We start from the raw sequence: 19,496 nt of genomic DNA, 5'->3' as shown, positions 1-19,496 counted from the left end.
TTTTAATTTTCTTCTTGGTTTCTGTTATTTGTTTTACGATATGCTTTAAATGTATAAATGGTACCTTGTCCTCTTTTAAATTCAAAAGTTATTGCACCAAGTTCATCAGTACGTAAGATTTCAACATTGTACTTTTTTAATCGATTAAGTACTTCTTTTGTTGGATGACCATATCTATTTTTTTCCCCAACTGAAATAATGCCAATTTTCGGCATAACTGCTTTAATAAATTTTTCGGAAGTAGATGTTTTGCTCCCATGATGCCCTATTTTCAAAACATCTGCCTTTAAATCATGATATTTAGAGATCAGCCGATTTTCTCCATTTTCATCTAAATCACCAGAAAATATCCAATTCTTCCCACCTATGTATGCCCTTAGAACAATTGACCCTTCATTTTCCTCACCTACATAATCTTTAATTGGCGAAATAACTTGAAAATAATTCGTACCGATTTTCCAACTCATACCTTCACTTATTTTTTTAATCTCGACTCCCTTTTTTATGGCTATATTAATTCTTTCTTTTTCTGCTGAAGTGAAATTCGTCTTGTCACCTACGATTAATTGTTTTACGTGAAATGATTGTAGTACCTCCTTTCCGCCTCCAATATGATCAATGTCACCATGTGTAAATATTAATTTATCTATTTTACTAATTCCTTCTCCTTTTAAAATTGGAATCAATAAATCATTGCCTGTTGAAAATGGTTTTTTACGCTTCATCCACGTTTCTTCTTTTATAGTTAACTTACCTCCAGTATCAATTACATAATTCCCTTTATTAAAAGGCAATTTTATAAGAATACAGTCCCCTTGACCAACATCAATAAACATAATCTTTCCAACCGGGTTAATAGAGGGATAAAATAAATGCCCGCTTATAAGAATAAAAAATCCAATCACACAATTAATAAATAATTTCTTCCCTTTCTCACTTTCCATATAGTATAAAATTAAAAAGATTAGCACTATATATAAAAGCAGAATTCCTTTTGAAGGATGTATAAAAATCAACTTAATAAACGGTAATTGCATGCATATACTCAGTAATTGATCTGACAAATTAATAAAGAATGTTAGCAGAAATGTTAACTGTTCACTGATTTCTAAATTAATAAAACTTAAACTAAAACAAAAAATACATAGTGGCATAATGATAAAACTGATATAAGGAATGAAAAGTAAGTTAATTATTATACTGTATGGTGATAATTCGTGAAAATTAAAAAGTAATATTGGGATTGATACTAGTTGCGTAATACTCGATGTAAAAAAAGCCCTTGCATACCAAGATTTGTAATTTAAAATTTGTTCAGAAGTTAAAACAAGTACAAAACTTGTTACAAAGGAAAATTGAAATCCAATATCATCAATATAATTTGGTTTTGCAATTAACATGATTATACAAGAAGTGAATAATAGCGAAGTAATGTCAACTTTCATTTTTGCTAACTTGTAGAAGCAAACTAGAACACCAATAATAACTGCCCTGACAACTGATGCTGAAGCACCTGCTAGAAATCCATACGATATAATACACAAAATTGTTATAAATAAGCTGGTTTCCTTCGTTACTCCAATTCTAATTAATAAAAAATAGATGACAAGACTCAACAAACTAATATGAGAACCACTAATCGCAAGTAAATGCACAATTCCCACTATTTGATATTGAGATTCTGTAATTGCATTCATTTTTGACCGTTCCCCAAATAGGAGCGCATTAATATAACCTTCTGTATTGGAATTAAAATTCATCTCTACATATTTAGTTAAGGTATGTCGACGATCATTTATTGATTGAAGGATGGTTCGATTTCCATTTTTACAATCCCCTAAACTATTTGGATTTGCAGTAAAAATCCAGTGAATTCCTTGATTTAATAAATACTTCTTATAATTAAATAAGTATGGGTTCGAATTTTCTAAAGGCAATGTAACCTCACCTTTTACTTCACATATTTCACCTATTTTTCTTTTTTGAAAAACTTTTAATTGTTTTTTTGTATTAGCAAAACTATTTAGTAAGATTTCTTGATTATGGAGTTTAAATGTAAACGAAACTTTATTACCATCTATTATTGGAGTAGAAATAATCTCACCACGAAAATTTTGCGAGGGCTTTTGTTTAGGGGAATTCATCTTATTGTTTTGTAGGTAACAAATACTAGACGTAATACATAGCGAAATAATACAAAGTAATAAAAGTAGCCATTTTTTCTTTCCGACTAAAAAAATCATTAAAATGAGTAATATTAATATAAAGAATAAATTATAACTTTTAAAAAAGACGATTGTTATTATTTGTACAAAAACATTATAAGCTAAATAAATACTCATATAATTTAATTTAGCGAATGACAATAAACGGAGTCATTTTTTCAAGGGATTTTTTCCCGATTCCATTTACAGATTCTAATTGTTCTACTGAAGTAAATGGTCCGTTTTTATCAATATAATCTAAAATATTTTTTGCTTTTGCTGGACCAACACCCGGTATTTTTTCCAAATCTGCTTGTGATGCATGGTTTATATCAATCGTCTCATTTTGTTTGGTTTCATCCCCTCTATTAGTAATGATGGTTTGATCGGTTTCTTCTCCAATGAACGGTACATAAATGACCATCTCGTCAAATATTTTTTCAGCTAAATTAACCTTATTAACATCAGCTTTTTCTTTAAATCCACCCGCCAATCTAATCACATCAAAAACACGTTCTCCCTCGTTACATCGGATTACACCTGGCTTTTGTATTGCACCTTTTACATCAACCATTAATACTTTTGATATAACAGGCATATTAACTTCTTTTTTCTGATCATCGTTTTTCTTTACTATTTCTTCTTCGAGTGATTGTTTCGCAAAAACTACTTCATTTTTACGCTCAGTTTGATAAAAATTTACGACTAATATACCAACAATTACGAGACCGATCCAAACTAGTTTATTATGAATTAACTTTTTCATTATTAGTCCTCCATTTTAACTTATATCATTATTTTCGACCTTGCTTCATATAGTGTAGGAGAGAATGTATGCAAAGGAAGGGATGTACTCATGAACGTAGGAATCATAGGTACAGGAAATATGGGCACTATATTGCTAAATGGATTTATAAAATCAAATGCCGTGAAGCCCTCCGAATTAACTGTTACAAACCGCTCAATGTATAAAGCTTATGAGCTAAAAAATATATATCCTGATTTAAATGTTGTTGAGACAGCCAAAGAAGTAATTACCGCTTCAGAAATTGTATTAGTGTGTGTAAAACCTTTAGAAATTCAGCCACTTTTATCATCTTTACAAAAGCATTTCACTAAAAAACATTGCGTTATATCGATCACTAGTCCGATTAATGTTGAACAATTAGAAGCGATATTACCTTGTCAAGTTGCACGTGTTATTCCAAGCATTACGAATCAAGCATTGAGTGGGGTAACTTTAGTTAATTTCGGGAATAGGTGTACGGCCAAAAGTAAGGAGAAAATAATCGAGCTTTTTTCGAACATTTCTAAACCTGTCATGATTACAGAAGATATCACAAGAGTTTCATCGGATATCGCAAGCTGTGGTCCTGCATTTTTTAGTTACTTACTTCAAAAATTTATCGATGCGGCTGTTTGTCAAACCTCAATTTCAAAAGAGCAAGCAACGATTTTAGCAGAAGAAATGATTATTGGTTTTGGAAAGTTAATTGAACAAAAACATTTTACGCTTGAAACACTTCAAGAAAAGGTATGTGTAAAAGGCGGAATTACTGGAGAAGGGATTAAAGTATTAGAAGCGCGAGTAGGAGATTTATTCGAAGAAATTTTTGAAAAAACACATGATAAGTTTGATAAGGAGATTGAGCGTGTAAAGGAACAATTTTGATTCTTAAAAATGATTATACCGCTTTACTCCATTCGTAACAAAAATACAAAATTCAATTATGTAAGACTAATAAAGTAAAAAACCCTTTAAGAAAAGGAATTTTCTTTAAAGGGTTTTTTATTTTTTCATTGCTATAAAAAAGATTCGTTCAGACGTACCATCTACAGCTTCATCGAAATCTGCTATGATTTCTTTCACTTCAAATCCAGTTTGATTTAACAATGTTTTATACGTATTTATTGGAAATGTTCTTTGATTGTGATACTCTTCGAAACGTTCGTATAAATCACGATTTTCCTCTTTCATAAAGAAAACTAAATCATGTTCAACACTTAATGGATGTTCTCCTTGCGTACAAGACCAGACTAAGCTTAACTCTGCATCATCAATAAAAAATGTCTCTTCACCGAAGATTTCTTCAATTTTATAAGGAGAATGTACATCAAATAAAAATAAACCATTATCTTTTAAGCTTTCATTTACTTTTTTAAAGGTTTGTTTTACTTGATCTTCTGTTTCTAAATAATTAAGTGAATCACAGAAAATTGTTACACAATCTAATTGATCAAACCCTTCTAATTCCACCATATTTTGTTGAAAAAAAGGGATATTAACTTTTTCCCGTTCTGCTTTTGCCATTGCGACACTTAACATTTCCTCAGATAAATCAACCCCGCTAATTGAATAGTTCAATTTTGCCAATGAGATGGGTAATGTACCTGTTCCACATCCTATATCTAAAATTGAAGGCTGAAGCATTTCGTATTTTTGAAAAACATTTTTTAAGAATTGAACCCATCTTTCATAAGGGACATCATTCATTAATTGATCATACAAATACGCGAAGCGATTGTATGTCATGAAAGAAGCTCTCCGTAAACATCAAGAGAAGGTGCATCTCCCCAAAGTTTTTCTAAGTTGTAATAGTTTCTTTCGTCACGATGGAAAACATGAACGACAACGTCACCGATGTCTACTAATACCCAACGAGCTTCATCAAATCCTTCTAAACGTTTAACATCTTTACCATTTTGTTGGGCTTGATCTTTTACTTCTCTTGCAATAGCCTGAACTTGCTTATCTGAATTACCGTGACAAATAATGAAATAATCTGCAATTGCAGAAATTCCTTTCATATCTAATACGACTAAATCCTCAGCTTTTTTATCATCAGCAGCATTTACAGCTAGCATCATTAATTCTTTTTCATTCATTCTTTTTATTCCCCCTGGCTTTTAACTTGTCTTAATATTGAGTTATATGTTTTAACCGTTAATGGGTAGACTGTTTGTTCTTTATTAATCAAAAATGTAATTGTATTTTTTAATGCAAATAATAAAGCTCGATCTAAATCTTGATCAGCTAATTCACGAGCTTCCTCTACACCTGGAAAACTACGATTAGGTTCAATATAATCTGCTACATAAATTACTTTATCTAATAAATTCATCTCTTTATGACCACTTGTATGATATGTGATTGCTTGTAAAATCTCTTTATCATCAATCCCATATTCATGTTCAGTAAGAAATGCACCAACAGGAGCATGCCATAATTCTTTATTATACTTTAAAAGCTTTAATGAAAGTTTATTTTCTTCCATGATAGATTTTAACTCTTTTATCGGCATACATTTTGCGACATCGTGGAAAATTGCAGCTAATTCTGCTTTTTTTACATCCGCACCGTACTTCTCGGCAAGTCTAACTGCAGTATCCATCACACCAATAGTATGTGTAAAACGCCCGTTTGTTAGTTTTTCTTTTACAAGTGAAAGTGCTTTTTGTTTATCCATTAATCCGCTTCTCCTCTAATTAACGGTATTTAACATATTAAGGTAGTACGATTGTTTTATTTTCTTTAGACTCTTTATATAAAACAATTGTATGTCCAATTACTTGTACTAGTTCAGCATTTGAAGTTTCAGCTAACTGCTCTGCTACATCATAACGATTATCATCGCAATTTTGAAGTATGCTTACTTTTAATAGTTCTCGAACTTCAAGTGCTTCTGAAATTTGCTTAACCATATTTTCATTAACTCCACCTTTACCTACTTGAAAAATAGGGTTTAAGTGATGAGCTTTCGAACGTAAAAATCTTTTTTGTTTACCTGTTAACATTTTGTTCCTCCAAGTTTTCTTTCTAATAATGAGTATGCATCAATCGTATTTGGAAAAATTCCCGTCCACTCTTGAAATGCTAATGCTCCTTGATAAATAAACATCGGTAATCCGTTTTGTATAGTCGCATTTCTTTCTTCAGCTTCTTTTAAGAATACTGTTTTAAATGGGCTATATATTAGGTCCGATACAATTGCATCTGGTGATAAATTAGTTAGTACTAATGGCGTACTATTTTCATTTGGCTTCATTCCAACAGAAGTTGTTTGAATGATAAGAGAAAAGTGACCTAAATGTTCTTCAGCATCTGAAATAGACATAATATTAACCTCATTCATCAGCTTACCATCTAGTAGTTCCTCTGCTTTTTCGATTGTTCGGTTGGTGACTGTAATATGCTTAACACCCAAGTGCAGTAAACTATAAAGGATTGCCCTAGCAGCACCGCCTGCACCAATAATCAAAATCTTTTCTTCTTCAATCGGATTTTTCAAAATATAGGATAAGCCTCTACAATAACCCATACCGTCAGTATTTTTACCGAAAAGTTTTCCATTTTTATTAATAACTGTATTAACAGCTCCAATTGCTTTTGCCAATGGATCAATTTCATCTAAGTACTGCATAATTTCTACTTTTAGTGGTGCTGTAACATTAAATCCTTTAACAGTTGAACGAAATTCTGTCATAACTGATTCTAATTCTGTTATCCCAACTTCTTTTGCTGAATAGTGGCCCGAAATCTGATTAGAGAGAAACCATTCATTATGCATAGTTGGTGACATTGAATGACCAATCGGTTGACCGATTACATAATATTGGTCTTTCATTTCTCTTAGCCCCCAAATTATTCTTATATAATAGAATTACGAAGAGTTATAGCTACACCTTTTGGTACATAAGCAACGATTTTAGCACCTGGGTCATTCACTGTAATCCATCCTAATCCTGAATAAACTATATCAGTTTTAGCATCTTTTATCATAAATTCATGCTTCACTAATTTAGGAAGCTCATTTATTTGTTCACCATATGGTGGAACTAATATTTCCCCAGCTTGTCTTTCATATAAATCATCAGCATTTTCTTGTTTAGTACGGTGAATTGATAATTCGTTTGAGAAGTGACAAGTAAAAGAACGTCTTCCACCTTCTAAATAATCAAAACGAGCTAACCCACCAAAGAATAGTGTTTGCCCCTCATTTAATTGATAAACCATAGGCTTAATTTCTTTTTTCGGTGTAATAATTTTTAAACCTTTTTTATCAACAAAATGAGCCATTTGATGATGATTAATAATACCCGGTGTATCAATTAGATCACTCTGATCATCAAGTGGGATCTGAATCATATCAAGAGTTGTACCCGGAAAATGCGATGTAGTAATGATATTACTATTTTCTTCACTATAACGTTTAATCATCGTATTGATAAACGTTGATTTTCCAACATTTGTACAACCCACTACGTATACATCCTTACCTTCACGATGCTTCTCAATACTTTCAGCTAATTCGTCTATACCAGTGCCTTTTTCTGCACTAATTAAATGAACACCTGCAGGTTTAAGTCCCCAACGTTTTGCAGTTCCGCTCATCCATTGCGTAAGCTTATTTTTCTTTACTGACTTCGGAATTAAATCTGCCTTATTTCCAACTAATAATATTTTGTTGTTTCCAACGAATCGATTAATTCCATTTAACCAGCTGCCAGAAAAATCAAAAACATCAACTACTTTGATAACAAGACAATCTTTAGAACCTATCCCATTTAAGATACGAATAAAGTCAGAATCAGTCAACTCAACATCTTGAATCTCATTATAATTTTTTAAACGGAAACAGCGTTGGCAAATAATCTCGTCTTTTTCTAATGAAGATGGAGGTGCATATCCAAGCTTGTCTTTATCCTCTGTTTGAATTTCAACTCCACAACCAATACATCTTATTTCTGTATTACTCACTTTTTATCCTCCCATTGTAGTAATCCTTGCTTCCTTAAAGATGAAAGAATTCTACGTTCTACCATTCGATTAAATCTTGTCCAAATTCCATCTGTGCTTGCAACCGGAACAACTAAAATAGTATGAATTCCTTGACGATTGCCTCCAAATACGTCTGTAAGCAATTGATCTCCAATCATCACGACTTCATTTGACTTTAAATTCATTTGTTTATATGCCTTTTTATATGATGTAGCGAGTGGCTTACGTGCACGATGAATGAATGGAATTCCTAAAGGATCACAAAACTTTCCAACACGCTCAGCATTGTTATTCGATACAACTGTAATTTTAATCCCTGCATCATCCATGCTTTTGAACCATTTCGTTAGCTCTGGAGTAGCTAATGGACGGTCCCATTCTACTAACGTATTATCTAAATCCGTAATGATTCCCTTTATTCCTAAGCCTTTTAAATGCTCCGGCGTAATTGCATAAACATTATTAACAGTTTCACTCGGTAAAAATTTATTAAACATTATTACACCTCAATATATTCTTAAAATCGTTCGACAAATAACTACAATCATTCTAACTGTGGATAAATCTATACACATTATCCTTAGTCAAAGAACCTACCTTTTCAGAATATATAAACAAATTACCCACAACTTATCCACCTATTTCTGTGGATAAACGAACGATTGTTCTATTTTCAAAAATTTGATACAGTAAGTTTACGAAGAAATTCAAAAAACTTTACTCACTCGGAGGTGAATGCCCAACCGGGCAAAAAATATGTACAAATTAAATGATGAGTTGTTACTTGAGTCGTACAAAAAAGCTCTTGGCCTACAGCTTGATCCGGCTTTCATTTATTTAATTGAAAAAGAAATTAAACGAAGAGGTTTAGATTTCTATATTAAAAAAACTTCTTAATCATTTTTATTATTTTCAATATATGCAAATAATACAAGTGAAATTAAAATACAAGTACTCTTTACAATAACAGAAAAAGAACCATCTTTCTATACGATGGCTCCCATTTCGTGAAAAAAAGTGCATACTTAGTGTAATTTACCAAGATTTTGACCAACTCTTATCGCTTGGCCAGATTGAAGTTTCAAATTTGGTGAAAAACTATTAGCTTCAAAAAGTAAAACAACTGTAGAACCGAAAGAAAAATACCCTACTTCTTCACCTTTTTTCACACGCTCTTCTTTTTTTGTTACTACGATTGTGTTAACAAACATAGCACCAACTTTAATCATCGCAACATGTTTATTGTTTTCAGAGCATAATACTTCTGAAATAATTCGATAATTTTTTGAAAGTGGATCTTTACCATACGTTAATCCTGCTTTATTCACGGGATAAGATTTAGCACCTAACTCGAATTGTGATACAATTTCGCCTTCGATTGGGCTATGTATACGATGATAATGGCTAGGACTTAAGTACAATACCATATAATAACCCTCATCATATTTATCTGCCATTTCCTTTGAACCTAACATCTCAATAATGCTATATGTCTTTCCTTTAACGACAAATTTAATATCCATTTCAATTTTCCCATAAGACTCTAACACACCATCTACAGGACAAGCTAATTCACTTTCACCAGCATGAATCGGTCTGACATTTTGCTTTAATTCTCTAGTAAACAAGGCATGTAAAGTAGGAAAATCAGTCTCTTTACTCTCATCCATATTTAAATTAAACGCTTTAATATAAGGATTAATAAAAAATTTACTAAATCTAGAAGTAGCAAACCTACGCAAAAGACCAGAAGTAAAACGATTATTCGTCAACTCTATAAACAAACGATAAAAACTCTGTTTCATCAATGTACTCCTAACTAAAATTATATATATAAATTTATAACATATTATTCCAAAACTAACAAAACCCTAAATGAACTTACTACTGTTACTATCAATTGCTTATTTTTTTAATATAACTTGGACTCTCTACATCTTTGATCCTTGTCTAAGGCTCCTGCCATTGCTACCATCACTATTCCCTTATCCTAATACCCTAAAAATCCCTATACTATACTTTACTTGTCACTAACTGTTCACCAAGATTTCACACTGAGTTCACATTAAGCTGGTAGAATACTGATGTAATATACATTAGGAGGTTGCCTATGTTGAAAGATCAAAGCTTAGGTGAGTGGACTAACACACTTTTAATATATAAATTTGCGTTAGATGAAATCAATACTAAAATTAGAATTTTAAATGAAGAATTTACTTTAACTCATAATCATAATCCAATTGAACACGTAAAATCACGCTTAAAAAAACCAGACAGTATAATGGAAAAGCTTGAGCGAAAAGGTTTAGAACTAACACAATATAATCTAGAAAATTATATGAGTGATATAGCTGGAGTTCGTATTAGTTGTTCATTTATTAGTGATATTTATATGATCTATGAACTGTTAAAACAACAAGACGATATTTATATAATAGAAATAAAAGATTATATAAAGAATCCAAAACCAAATGGTTATAAAAGTTTTCATATGATTATTGAAATACCAATTTTCCTTGCTTCTGAAACGAAAAGAGTAAAAGTGGAAATTCAAATTAGAACAGTTGCGATGGATTTTTGGGCAAGCCTTGAACACAAGATCTTTTATAAATACAATAAAAAGGTTCCAAAAGCCATTATCGAAAGTTTGAATGAAGCTTCCGCAACTGTAAATTCATTAGATTACAAAATGGAACTGATTAGAGATCAAGTAGAACAGTTGAATTGATTTAGGCAGGATTTTGGAAAGGTCTTAGGAAGATGATAGCTTCGAACCCTCTCTTTTCTTTCCTGTTAATCCGAAAATTAAATTAGAATTGAAGAAAACAAGGTATATTAGCATACCTTGTTTTCTTAGTGTTGATATTTAAAATAGGAACATTAAATGAACATTTACTAATGATGAAATTATCATTTTTTGGATGATCTATTTATTAATGGTTTTAAAATTTAATATGATTGAGCAATTTCATGGTTCCAATAACTCTAGTAATCGTTTTTTTCAGAAGTTAAAAATTTTATGAGCTAATTTTTAGAAAAAAAATTCAATTGATTAGTCTATTAATAAATGTTCGATATTAATTGACTTACAGGCTGATTAATAAACAACTGTTAGGATACTCTTAGTAAAGGATATTTGATTAGGATTTATTGCAGACTTATTTTGTTGAATAAGTTGATTGGAACAAAAGGGGTGCTCGACTCCTATTGGAAATGCGGGAAGCCTGAGACCCCGCAGGAACGAACGTGACGAGGAGGCTCAGGTCTCGCCCCATGGAAAGCGAGCATCCTGTAGTGGAAATCAACCTCACTATACTCCTTTTACGAAAATTTGATAATTAATTGACAAGATTGTTTTTCAACAGCGCGAAAACAAGGTATATCAACATACCTTGTTTTTAATTTAATTATTTTTAAGTACCCTTTCAACTATCATATAATTCATTGAAACTTTCATATATTAAATAACAATGGTTTTAAAATAATTAGACTCATTTATTCTATTTCTAGTTCTTTCAGCTTTAAATTTAAGATAAAATAGGATATGTTAGTATAAATGTAAATTAGCTTAATTAGAAAGTTTGTGAACATAGATCAAAAAATTGGAGGAGCCGATTTGGATAATGAATTAAACTATAAAACACTCATTCCAGAAAATATTCCGAATGAACGTAAGGCCGCCTTAAAAACCCTTGGCTACTATTTTTTAATATTTATTGTTGGTTTGAACCTACTAATCTTGATTGCTTCAATATGGGGTATGATTTTTGTTAATGTTGCAGATATAAATCTTACTGAAAAACAATTTAATAATCTTGTAAATACCGTATCAATTTATTCGGATTCAATTTTTGGTGTCCTCAGCCTATTATGGCTATATTATTATACCAAGAAAAAAGGACTTCTAACTTTAAGACGAATAAATATAAATGTGATTGACGTTGTGATCGTCTTAGGAGCATACGTGGTTCTTATGGCTTCTTCACAACTTCTTGATGTTATTTTTCAACATTTCAATTATTCAATTGCTACTCCAGATAACCAAAAAGCAGTGGAAGGCTTATTGCGGACTAATCCACTCCTTATGATTATATCTGCGGTAATTCTTGCACCAATTAAAGAAGAATGGATTACACGTAAGTTAATTATTGGTTCGATTTTTAAAAACTCTCCGATCATTGGATTAATTGTCAGTTCATTTGGGTTTGGTTTATTGCATATGCTTGCTGGCTTTTCAATCTATGCATTACTATCTTATTCTTTAGCAGGTTTAATTTTTGGGATTATCTATATCAAAACAAAAAAAATCGAAGTTACGATTTTTGCCCATTTTTTAAATAACTTAGTTTCAATTATTGCTTTTTTTATTGTAAACTAACAAAAAAAACGCTCCTAGGGGCGTTTTTATAATGTATTTATGAGGTGTGAAATGAATTATTTATTAATACTAATCGGAGGATTTTTTGGAGCAATTCTTCGTTACCTAATAGGTCTTTCAATCCATCCACTTTCAAATGGATTTCCAATTCAAACATTTTTAATTAATATCATTGGATGCTTCTTTTTAGGTTTCTTTTTACCTATGGCTAAAGTTAAATTAAAACCTGAATATACTTTACTAATCGGAACAGGATTTACTGGGGCATTCACTACATTCTCTACTTTTTCACTTGAAAATGTAATTCTGATGGATGAAAAAAAATTGCTAGTAAGTTTAGCCTATATCATCTCAAGTTTAGTTGTAGGAATAAGTTTGGCCTATCTTGGTTTTAAAGTGGCTGAGAAATTCAATAAAGTAAAAGGAGAAACCTCATCATGATTGTTATTGTTGGAATAGGTGGGGGAATCGGAGCAATTTTTCGCTATGCCCTTGGAAACTATGTTAATAAAAAAGCTAAAACAAATTTTCCTGCTGGAACATTCGTTATAAACATACTCGGATCATTTATTTTAGGGTTAATAAATCATTTATATCTCGATAAATCGATTTCTACAACAATGTGGTTGTTTATTGGGATCGGAATATTAGGTGGATTTACAACCTTTTCTACATTTGGTTACGAAGCGATACAATTATTACTTACAAAAAAGTATAAAACTGCGCTATCTTATATCATTTTATCTACTATTATTAGTATTTGTAGTGCATCTATCGGTTTTCATCTATTTAGATGAACCGGATTCTAAAACAAAAACCTCTGATCTCAGAGGTTTTTTTATTTTCAAATTTCACCAGCCGAAATCTAATGTTTTACCAGTTTCTGCGTATGTTTTTACATTACTTAAAATCATTGGCCAGGTAGACTTCGTATTTTCATATGAAGGGTGACTTTCAGGCCATTGGTCGTTAACTAGTGTTAATTTTGTGCATTCACCCATCTCTTCAAGTGTAAGTGTAATTCTAGTTTCTAATTCAGCATGATTTTCACGGTATACTGGGCCAGGATGTTCAGTATAGCTCATCATTTTGTGGGGCTCAAATGCTAGTATTTCCCCATAAACATGCACTGTATGATCTCCATCTTCTCCTGGTCCAATATATTCATATTTTGCTCCGGCTTCAAATGTTGATTTTAGAATGCAACCAAAAAAGATAGCCTTAGTTCCTTCTGGCGAAACAAATATGTTCCACACTTTTTCCGGTTTTGCTCCGATATAAAACTCATACTTAAGATCTTCCATTTTCTCATCCTCCATTTGTTTTATGTGTAGAATGATGAATTGACTCTAGATGACACTTCCATTATATACCAAAAAAGGTTCAACTTATTATTTTCATTTGTTTTCAAGAACTTATATATTAAAATTAAATTGTACGAAATTTATTTAAAGCTCAAAATCAATTTTAATGAGGGGTGAAAAGATGAATTTAACTTATGAAGTGATTGACGAGGATCACATTGAGTTATGTAGAGATTTATGTAATGAATTAATGACATTTCAGAAGGCAAAAGCTAAGATAAAACCAGAGTTATTTGATCTTATGAATTTCGATACACGTATGGTTCCTTCAGTAAAAAAAGCTATACATAATTATATTGTGATCGTAAAAGATGAAAATCAAATCGTTGGTTACGTTTATTCAAATATTTCTCCAAAAGAAGTATACTCAAGCGAATTTGCAACCTTTTTTGACCTTTCATCAGTCCATAAAAAGAATGTTGGATGTTTATCTCAATTTTACATAAAAGAAGAATATAGAAAATATGGAGTAGGCTCTGTACTATTTAAAATGTCAATGAACTGGCTAAAACAATTTGATGATGTAGAGGATTATTTTATCTATGTTTCAAATGGAAATGAGAACGCTCTAGAATTTTATAAACGCAAGGGATTCTCTGTTAGTCATACAATATTAGATGATTTTATAACGGTTCTAAGAAGTAACGATCAATTTCAAACAATTTAAGGAAAGTATAAAAAAAGGGTGTCTCAAAATATCTTTCGAGACACCCCTTCTATTTTTATTTACTATTAAAATGCCCAGTTACCATTTCTCATGATTGGTTCAACTGAACCATCTTCTTTAATTCCATCGATGTTTAATTCCGCTGATCCGATCATAAAATCAACGTGAGTTAAACTTTGGTTGATTCCTAATTTCTCTTGCTCTTCTGAAGGTAATTTTTCTCCATCCTTCATATTGTTTGGATATGCTTTACCTAATGCTAAGTGGCAAGAAGCATTTTCATCATATAATGTGTTGAAGAAAATTAAACCTGTATTTGAAATTGGTGAATCATGTGGTACTAATGCTACTTCACCTAGACGGCGAGCACCTTCATCAGTATCTAATAAGTGTTGTAAAGTATCATAGCCTTTTTCAGCTGTGAAATTGACAACTTTACCATCTTTAAATGTTAAAGAGAAGTTCTCAATTAAATTTCCACCGTAATTTAATGGTAAAGTCGCTTGAACAGTACCATTTACACCATGGCTATGTGGCATAGAGAAAACTTCTTCAGTTGGAATATTTGGATTAAACCATTTTCCATCTTCACTATTTGCTCCGCCACCTTTCCATACATGATTATCTACTAAATCTAGTTTCAAATCAGTACCAGGTGCTGTGTAATGTAAAGTTTTGTAACGTTTGTCATTTAATTCAACAACTTTTTCTTGTAAGAAATCGTTATGTTTAACCCAAGCTTCAACTGGATTTTCATTGTCTACTCGGCAAATTTTGAATACTGAGTCCCAAAGTAATTCCATCGCTTTATCAATTGATTCATTTGGATAAACTTTTTCAGCCCATTCAACACATGGAATAGCAACGATTGACCAACGAATTCGGTCAGCCATCATGTATTCGCGATAATTATGTAGGGCTTTGCTAGCTGTTTTATTAAAATTTGCAATACGTTTTGGATCGATCCCTTTTAATAATTCTGGGTTTGGTGAAATTACTGATAAAACAGCACCGCCATTTTCAGCTAATTCTTCCATTGCTGTTACTTTCCAGCCTGGGAATTCTTCAAAAACTTCATCAGGAGCTAGTTCATATTTAGTACGAGTAATTACATCATCATTCCAATCGATGTTTACATTTTTAGCTCCAGCTTCGTAAGCGAATTTTACAACTTTACGAACGAATTCTGCAGCTCCGATTGGTGCATTTATTTGTAATGTTTGTCCTGGTACGACATTAACACCACTTTTTACCGCAAGTTCAGCATATTTTTCTAATGATTTTTCAAACTGAGACATTGATATCCCTCCATGTTTAACGATTTAAAAACCTAACCTAGTAAATTATAATATAAAGTTCAGAAAATTGGTACACAAAAGAGACTGACTATTCATTTTTATTTGAAATGTCAGAGAGACCTTAGCAGATTAGCAAATGACTTGAATAGTTGTCGCTATTTAACCAAAAAAAGCACTTTCGAAAAGTGCTTTTTTAGTGTATAGACAAATTCCAAAAACTTGATTTTTTATGAAACAATATACGTCTCATAACCATTAACATCTAAGAACTTTTCAGCTTTCTCTCTGTCATTTTCTGTTTGAAGGCTTATTCTTAGTACACCTGGTAATCCTTCACGTGATTCAATTATCCTTAGATTCGTAATGCTTACTTGGTGAATCGATAAGATTGTCGTGATGTTAGCAAGCTCACCGACTCGATCTAAAACGTCTACATACAAATCAAAATAACTTGGGATGGCGCCATTTGCTTTTGCTGGCATATTGTCTCTAAAATCTTTTGATTCCTTGAAATAGTGAAAGATATCTTCTTTATCCTGGCTTTCAACTAGCTGATACATTTGTTTCATATCATCAATCCAATTTGAAATTAATGAAAGCAATGTATCCTTATTTTGAATCACAATATCAGTCCACATTTTCGGGCTACTTGATGCAATCCTAGTAATATCTCTAAACCCTCCAGCAGCTAAGGCTGTTACTAAAGGCTCATCCTTCGAGTAAGTTTTAACTTGCTTTACAAGGTTAGCAGCAATTAGATGTGGAAAATGACTAACCACTCCAGTGATTTGATCATGTGTTTCTTCATCAATTACAACGAAATGTGAACCTGTTCCTTTAAGCCATTCTTTTAATTCATCAATTTGATCATTTTGAGTATTTTCACTTGGTGTCAAAATAAAATATGCATTTTCAAATAAATGAACTTTTGCACTCTCGATGCCAGTTTTATGCGAGCCTGCCATTGGATGACCTCCAATAAAGCAATACCCTTTATCTGTAAGAGTCTTCGAATGCCTCATAATTTCACTTTTCGTACTACCTACATCAGTTAATATGACATCATTCTTTAGTTCATATTCACTTAACATATGTATATATTTTATAGACTCCTCAACAGGACAAGAAAAAATGATTAGATGAGCCTTCTCGGCACAGTCTTTAAGCTGTACCGAGATTTCATCTAAAACTTGAATTCTTTTACCAATTTCAAGTTGTTTTTCGTTTATATCATATCCAATTATATTTACATCATGAACTTTTTTTATTGCCAAGGCAATTGAGCCTCCGATTAATCCAGTGCCAATTAAAAGGACGTTCTTTTTCAAGGCATTCACCGCCTATCCTTCATTAAGTAATATTATTTATGATTGAAGTTTTGCAAGGAAGTCTTTTAACTCAAACATAAATTCTTCAAATTGCGGGATATTCATTTGTTGGGCTGAATCTGATAAAGCAACTGCTGGATCAGGGTGTACTTCAGCCATTACTGCATCTGCTCCAATTGCTAATGCTGCTTTTGCTGTAGGTAATAGTAAGTCCTTACGACCTGTAGAATGTGTAACATCTACAACTACTGGTAAATGTGTTTCTTTCTTTAGAATAGGTACTGCTGAGATATCTAATGTATTTCTTGTAGCTTTCTCGTAAGTACGAATTCCTCTTTCACAAAGAATAATTTGGTCATTTCCTTGCGAAATAATGTATTCTGCTGCATTAATAAATTCTTCAATTGTTGCTGACAGTCCACGTTTTAATAACACTGGTTTATTTACTTGACCAACTGTTTTCAGTAAATCAAAGTTTTGCATATTACGTGCACCAATTTGAATTACATCAACGTATTCTAAAGATCTTTCAACATCATTTGGATTTAGTATTTCACTTATTACTGCTAAATCAAATTCATTTGCCACTTCTCTTAAAATTTGTAGTCCTTCGTATCCAAGTCCTTGGAAATCGTATGGAGAAGTTCTAGGTTTAAATGCACCGCCTCGCATCATTGTTAAACCTTGTTGTTTCATAGCTTGTGCTACTGCACGTACTTGTTCGTAGCTCTCAACTGCACATGGTCCCATAATAAATGATTGAGAACCATCACCAAGGATAATATCATTTTTCACTTTAACAATTGTATTGTCAGGCTTTTTCTTTCTTGAAACTAAAAGAGCTTTTCTGTGATCATCCTCTTGTAGTTCTAAGCTTGCTTGGAAGATTGTCTTGAAAATATGTTGTAAAGTTGAAGTTTCAAAAGGGCCCTCATTCACATTTGCAATCATATCTAACACTTCACGCTCACGAACTGGATCGAAACGTTTAATACCATGTTTAATCTTTTGCTGACCTATTTCTTGAACAACTTTTCCACGCTCATTTAATAATTCAACAATTTTTAAATTAATCTCATCAACCTTATCACGTAATTGCACTAACTCATTATTTGTACTCATTTCTTTTTCCTCCTCAAAATTTAAAATTATTATTCCAATACTACTTCTTTCATCAAAAAGTAAGTATGTAAAAATGAAAACAAAAAGTCCCTACTGAATAAACAGTAGGGACGAATTAATTAATCGCGGTACCACCCTAGTTGTGAACAAAAAATCGGTTCACCACCTTCATTTTGTTAACGATCAAAATGACCGTTTCTATTTTCATAAAATGAAATAGAAATTGCTCCAAGAATGTAATTCAGCATACCATATGTACTGACTCGCAGCTTACGTCAGCTTTCTTAAACAGGGAAGTTATGCCTACTGTGCCCTTATCATCGCAATATATTTAATTGTCAAAAGATTCATTAAAAAAGTTATTAATGAGGATTATAAAGCACTTTTAAATAGGCTGTCAATGCATTTTTTTTCTAGAATATGTAACAATTTTAAAAAAGATACATTACTATTGAATTGGTAGCGCTTACTATTTTCAACATTTTTTTTACACTGCTTACATTTTTTTTATGGTACAGACACACAGAATTTGTACATTACATAAATATATAAATAACAACTAACCTTACCTTCCTTAGGAGTGATTATATGACTGGTTTATTTACCGCCTTAAGTCTTTTCTTAAAAGAAGTGTTTGTGTTTGTTTCATATGTTAAAAATAATGCCTTCCCTCAACCTCTTTCACAAGCCGAGGAAACGCTCTATTTAAATCGTATGGCAAATGGAGATGGAGAAGCACGAAATTTATTAATTGAACATAATTTAAGACTCGTTGCTCACATTGTCAAAAAATTTGAAAATACCGGAGAAGATGCTGAAGATTTAATTTCGATTGGTACAATAGGTTTAATAAAGGCAATTGAGAGCTTTGTTCAAGGTAAAGGAACAAAATTAGCCACATATGCTGCTAGATGTATTGAAAACGAAATACTTATGCATTTACGTGCTCTAAAGAAAACAAAAAAAGATGTCTCCCTTCATGATCCGATTGGCCAGGATAAAGAAGGCAATGAAATCTCACTATTAGACATATTAAAAACTGAGACGGAAGACGTAGTTGATCAAATTCAACTTAATATGGAATTAGAAAAAATCAAACAATATATTAAGATTCTAGACGACCGTGAAAAGGATGTCATTATTCAACGATTTGGTATTGATATGGATAAAGAACTAACTCAACGTGAAATCGCAAAGAAATTAGGAATCTCAAGAAGTTATGTTTCGCGAATTGAAAAACGTGCTTTAATGAAAATGTACCACGAGTTTTTAAGAGCTGAAAAAGAAAAGAAAAAAGATAAAAAATAAACCACTAAAGATGAATATGACCTCCAATTGTTAGTCAAATCTAACAAT

At 31.8% G+C, this 19,496-nt stretch carries 22 protein-coding genes and 1 other annotated feature; of the genes, 8 read left to right on the top strand and 14 right to left on the bottom strand.

What is annotated here, in order from left to right; genetic code table 11:
- Positions 1-2: 2 nt before the first annotated feature.
- Positions 3-2,342 carry a DNA internalization-related competence protein ComEC/Rec2 gene (locus ACFVR2_RS01020; RefSeq protein WP_387360412.1) on the bottom strand — a complete coding sequence of 780 codons (2,340 nt, stop codon included), beginning with the start codon at positions 2,340-2,342 and terminating at the stop codon, positions 3-5.
- Positions 2,343-2,352: 10 nt separating this feature from the next.
- The gene (locus tag ACFVR2_RS01015) at positions 2,353-2,970 is read right to left on the bottom strand and encodes a helix-hairpin-helix domain-containing protein (protein ID WP_387358071.1); all 618 of its coding nucleotides are present in this window, start codon (positions 2,968-2,970) and stop codon (positions 2,353-2,355) included.
- A 90-nt stretch (positions 2,971-3,060) separates the two neighbouring features.
- Between ACFVR2_RS01015 and comER the strand changes: the two genes are divergently transcribed.
- On the top strand, positions 3,061-3,876 hold the full coding sequence (comER, locus tag ACFVR2_RS01010; protein WP_387358069.1) for a late competence protein ComER: 816 nt from the start codon (positions 3,061-3,063) through the stop codon (positions 3,874-3,876).
- Between the two features lie 117 nt (positions 3,877-3,993).
- On the opposite strand, the gene ACFVR2_RS01005 is transcribed toward comER, so the two are convergent.
- The 7 genes from ACFVR2_RS01005 to ACFVR2_RS00975 are packed head-to-tail and all read right to left on the bottom strand — an operon-like array spanning position 3,994 to position 8,480.
- Positions 3,994-4,737: a class I SAM-dependent DNA methyltransferase gene (locus tag ACFVR2_RS01005; RefSeq protein WP_387358067.1), complete on the bottom strand. Its 744-nt coding sequence runs from the start codon at positions 4,735-4,737 to the stop codon at positions 3,994-3,996.
- Entirely contained in the window at positions 4,734-5,090 is a 357-nt protein-coding gene (gene rsfS, locus ACFVR2_RS01000) for a ribosome silencing factor (RefSeq protein WP_056472801.1), read from the bottom strand. The genes ACFVR2_RS01005 and rsfS overlap by 4 nt, the downstream gene beginning before the upstream one ends.
- A 5-nt stretch (positions 5,091-5,095) precedes the next feature.
- A complete protein-coding gene (gene yqeK / locus ACFVR2_RS00995) occupies positions 5,096-5,671 on the bottom strand; it encodes a bis(5'-nucleosyl)-tetraphosphatase (symmetrical) YqeK (protein WP_387358065.1) in 576 nt (191 codons plus the stop codon).
- Positions 5,672-5,708: 37 nt separating this feature from the next.
- Positions 5,709-5,999, bottom strand: coding sequence for a ribosome assembly RNA-binding protein YhbY (gene yhbY / locus ACFVR2_RS00990; RefSeq protein ID WP_387358063.1), 291 nt, complete (start codon positions 5,997-5,999; stop codon positions 5,709-5,711).
- A complete protein-coding gene (gene aroE, locus ACFVR2_RS00985; protein ID WP_387358061.1) occupies positions 5,993-6,829 on the bottom strand; it encodes a shikimate dehydrogenase in 837 nt (278 codons plus the stop codon). The genes yhbY and aroE overlap by 7 nt, the downstream gene beginning before the upstream one ends.
- Before the next feature lie 23 nt (positions 6,830-6,852).
- Positions 6,853-7,962: a ribosome biogenesis GTPase YqeH gene (gene yqeH / locus ACFVR2_RS00980; RefSeq protein WP_387358059.1), complete on the bottom strand. Its 1,110-nt coding sequence runs from the start codon at positions 7,960-7,962 to the stop codon at positions 6,853-6,855.
- Positions 7,959-8,480: a YqeG family HAD IIIA-type phosphatase gene (locus ACFVR2_RS00975; protein ID WP_056472787.1), complete on the bottom strand. Its 522-nt coding sequence runs from the start codon at positions 8,478-8,480 to the stop codon at positions 7,959-7,961. The genes yqeH and ACFVR2_RS00975 overlap by 4 nt, the downstream gene beginning before the upstream one ends.
- A gap of 259 nt (positions 8,481-8,739) precedes the next feature.
- On the opposite strand from ACFVR2_RS00975, the gene sda reads away from it, so the two are divergent.
- Entirely contained in the window at positions 8,740-8,880 is a 141-nt protein-coding gene (sda, locus tag ACFVR2_RS00970) for a sporulation histidine kinase inhibitor Sda (protein ID WP_056473113.1), read from the top strand.
- A gap of 128 nt (positions 8,881-9,008) precedes the next feature.
- On the opposite strand, the gene ACFVR2_RS00965 is transcribed toward sda, so the two are convergent.
- On the bottom strand, positions 9,009-9,788 hold the full coding sequence (locus ACFVR2_RS00965) for a phosphatidylserine decarboxylase (protein WP_387358057.1): 780 nt from the start codon (positions 9,786-9,788) through the stop codon (positions 9,009-9,011).
- Between the two features lie 305 nt (positions 9,789-10,093).
- Here ACFVR2_RS00965 and ACFVR2_RS00960 point away from each other — a divergent pair, with 305 nt between their 5' ends.
- The 4 genes from ACFVR2_RS00960 to crcB (ACFVR2_RS00945) all read left to right on the top strand — a co-directional run bounded on the left by ACFVR2_RS00960 (position 10,094) and on the right by crcB (ACFVR2_RS00945) (position 13,158).
- The gene (locus ACFVR2_RS00960; RefSeq protein WP_335473931.1) at positions 10,094-10,711 is read left to right on the top strand and encodes a GTP pyrophosphokinase; all 618 of its coding nucleotides are present in this window, start codon (positions 10,094-10,096) and stop codon (positions 10,709-10,711) included.
- 888 nt (positions 10,712-11,599) lie between these two features.
- Positions 11,600-12,361 carry a CPBP family intramembrane glutamic endopeptidase gene (locus ACFVR2_RS00955; RefSeq protein WP_387358054.1) on the top strand — a complete coding sequence of 254 codons (762 nt, stop codon included), beginning with the start codon at positions 11,600-11,602 and terminating at the stop codon, positions 12,359-12,361.
- A 51-nt stretch (positions 12,362-12,412) separates the two neighbouring features.
- Positions 12,413-12,802 carry a fluoride efflux transporter CrcB gene (gene crcB, locus ACFVR2_RS00950; protein ID WP_387358052.1) on the top strand — a complete coding sequence of 130 codons (390 nt, stop codon included), beginning with the start codon at positions 12,413-12,415 and terminating at the stop codon, positions 12,800-12,802.
- On the top strand, positions 12,799-13,158 hold the full coding sequence (crcB, locus tag ACFVR2_RS00945) for a fluoride efflux transporter CrcB (RefSeq protein ID WP_387358050.1): 360 nt from the start codon (positions 12,799-12,801) through the stop codon (positions 13,156-13,158). Before crcB (ACFVR2_RS00950) ends, crcB (ACFVR2_RS00945) begins: the two co-directional genes overlap by 4 nt.
- 54 nt (positions 13,159-13,212) lie before the next feature.
- On the opposite strand, the gene ACFVR2_RS00940 is transcribed toward crcB (ACFVR2_RS00945), so the two are convergent.
- The gene (locus ACFVR2_RS00940) at positions 13,213-13,665 is read right to left on the bottom strand and encodes an SRPBCC family protein (RefSeq protein WP_387358048.1); all 453 of its coding nucleotides are present in this window, start codon (positions 13,663-13,665) and stop codon (positions 13,213-13,215) included.
- Between the two features lie 181 nt (positions 13,666-13,846).
- Between ACFVR2_RS00940 and ACFVR2_RS00935 the strand changes: the two genes are divergently transcribed.
- Complete coding sequence (locus tag ACFVR2_RS00935; protein WP_387358046.1) at positions 13,847-14,392, top strand: GNAT family N-acetyltransferase; 546 nt, start codon at positions 13,847-13,849, stop codon at positions 14,390-14,392.
- Positions 14,393-14,457: 65 nt separating this feature from the next.
- Here the strand turns inward: ACFVR2_RS00935 and ACFVR2_RS00930 are convergent, their stop codons facing one another.
- From ACFVR2_RS00930 to ACFVR2_RS00920, 3 genes are all read right to left on the bottom strand, one after another.
- Positions 14,458-15,690 carry an aminopeptidase gene (locus ACFVR2_RS00930; RefSeq protein ID WP_387358044.1) on the bottom strand — a complete coding sequence of 411 codons (1,233 nt, stop codon included), beginning with the start codon at positions 15,688-15,690 and terminating at the stop codon, positions 14,458-14,460.
- A 227-nt stretch (positions 15,691-15,917) separates the two neighbouring features.
- On the bottom strand, positions 15,918-17,018 hold the full coding sequence (locus tag ACFVR2_RS00925) for a prephenate dehydrogenase (protein WP_387358042.1): 1,101 nt from the start codon (positions 17,016-17,018) through the stop codon (positions 15,918-15,920).
- A gap of 36 nt (positions 17,019-17,054) precedes the next feature.
- The gene (locus ACFVR2_RS00920) at positions 17,055-18,140 is read right to left on the bottom strand and encodes a bifunctional 3-deoxy-7-phosphoheptulonate synthase/chorismate mutase (RefSeq protein WP_387358040.1); all 1,086 of its coding nucleotides are present in this window, start codon (positions 18,138-18,140) and stop codon (positions 17,055-17,057) included.
- Positions 18,141-18,243: 103 nt separating this feature from the next.
- Positions 18,244-18,470: a binding site (T-box leader), on the bottom strand.
- A 258-nt stretch (positions 18,471-18,728) separates the two neighbouring features.
- On the opposite strand from ACFVR2_RS00920, the gene sigK reads away from it, so the two are divergent.
- Entirely contained in the window at positions 18,729-19,448 is a 720-nt protein-coding gene (sigK, locus tag ACFVR2_RS00915; protein WP_056472757.1) for an RNA polymerase sporulation sigma factor SigK, read from the top strand.
- Positions 19,449-19,496: the final 48 nt, after the last annotated feature.

Origin of the sequence: Gottfriedia sp. NPDC057991, assembly GCF_042886615.1 — a bacterium.
In the GTDB taxonomy this organism is placed as follows: Bacteria; Bacillota; Bacilli; order Bacillales; family Bacillaceae_G; genus Gottfriedia.
Note: the sequence above shows the minus strand (reverse complement) of the source record. Positions and strands in the feature narration are given on the sequence as shown.

Bases quoted from the DNA above. Each gene is read 5' to 3' on its own strand.
- ACFVR2_RS01020 (WP_387360412.1), bottom strand. From the start codon at position 2,342: ATGAGTATTTATTTAGCTTATAATGTTTTTGTACAAATAATAACAATC.
- ACFVR2_RS01015 (WP_387358071.1), bottom strand. From the start codon at position 2,970: ATGAAAAAGTTAATTCATAATAAACTAGTTTGGATCGGTCTCGTAATT.
- comER (WP_387358069.1), top strand. From the start codon at position 3,061: ATGAACGTAGGAATCATAGGTACAGGAAATATGGGCACTATATTGCTA.
- ACFVR2_RS01005 (WP_387358067.1), bottom strand. From the start codon at position 4,737: ATGACATACAATCGCTTCGCGTATTTGTATGATCAATTAATGAATGAT.
- rsfS (WP_056472801.1), bottom strand. From the start codon at position 5,090: ATGAATGAAAAAGAATTAATGATGCTAGCTGTAAATGCTGCTGATGAT.
- yqeK (WP_387358065.1), bottom strand. From the start codon at position 5,671: ATGGATAAACAAAAAGCACTTTCACTTGTAAAAGAAAAACTAACAAAC.
- yhbY (WP_387358063.1), bottom strand. From the start codon at position 5,999: ATGTTAACAGGTAAACAAAAAAGATTTTTACGTTCGAAAGCTCATCAC.
- aroE (WP_387358061.1), bottom strand. From the start codon at position 6,829: ATGAAAGACCAATATTATGTAATCGGTCAACCGATTGGTCATTCAATG.
- ACFVR2_RS00975 (WP_056472787.1), bottom strand. From the start codon at position 8,480: ATGTTTAATAAATTTTTACCGAGTGAAACTGTTAATAATGTTTATGCA.
- sda (WP_056473113.1), top strand. From the start codon at position 8,740: ATGTACAAATTAAATGATGAGTTGTTACTTGAGTCGTACAAAAAAGCT.
- ACFVR2_RS00965 (WP_387358057.1), bottom strand. From the start codon at position 9,788: ATGAAACAGAGTTTTTATCGTTTGTTTATAGAGTTGACGAATAATCGT.
- ACFVR2_RS00960 (WP_335473931.1), top strand. From the start codon at position 10,094: ATGTTGAAAGATCAAAGCTTAGGTGAGTGGACTAACACACTTTTAATA.
- crcB (WP_387358052.1), top strand. From the start codon at position 12,413: ATGAATTATTTATTAATACTAATCGGAGGATTTTTTGGAGCAATTCTT.
- crcB (WP_387358050.1), top strand. From the start codon at position 12,799: ATGATTGTTATTGTTGGAATAGGTGGGGGAATCGGAGCAATTTTTCGC.
- ACFVR2_RS00940 (WP_387358048.1), bottom strand. From the start codon at position 13,665: ATGGAAGATCTTAAGTATGAGTTTTATATCGGAGCAAAACCGGAAAAA.
- ACFVR2_RS00935 (WP_387358046.1), top strand. From the start codon at position 13,847: ATGAATTTAACTTATGAAGTGATTGACGAGGATCACATTGAGTTATGT.
- ACFVR2_RS00930 (WP_387358044.1), bottom strand. From the start codon at position 15,690: ATGTCTCAGTTTGAAAAATCATTAGAAAAATATGCTGAACTTGCGGTA.
- ACFVR2_RS00920 (WP_387358040.1), bottom strand. From the start codon at position 18,140: ATGAGTACAAATAATGAGTTAGTGCAATTACGTGATAAGGTTGATGAG.
- sigK (WP_056472757.1), top strand. From the start codon at position 18,729: ATGACTGGTTTATTTACCGCCTTAAGTCTTTTCTTAAAAGAAGTGTTT.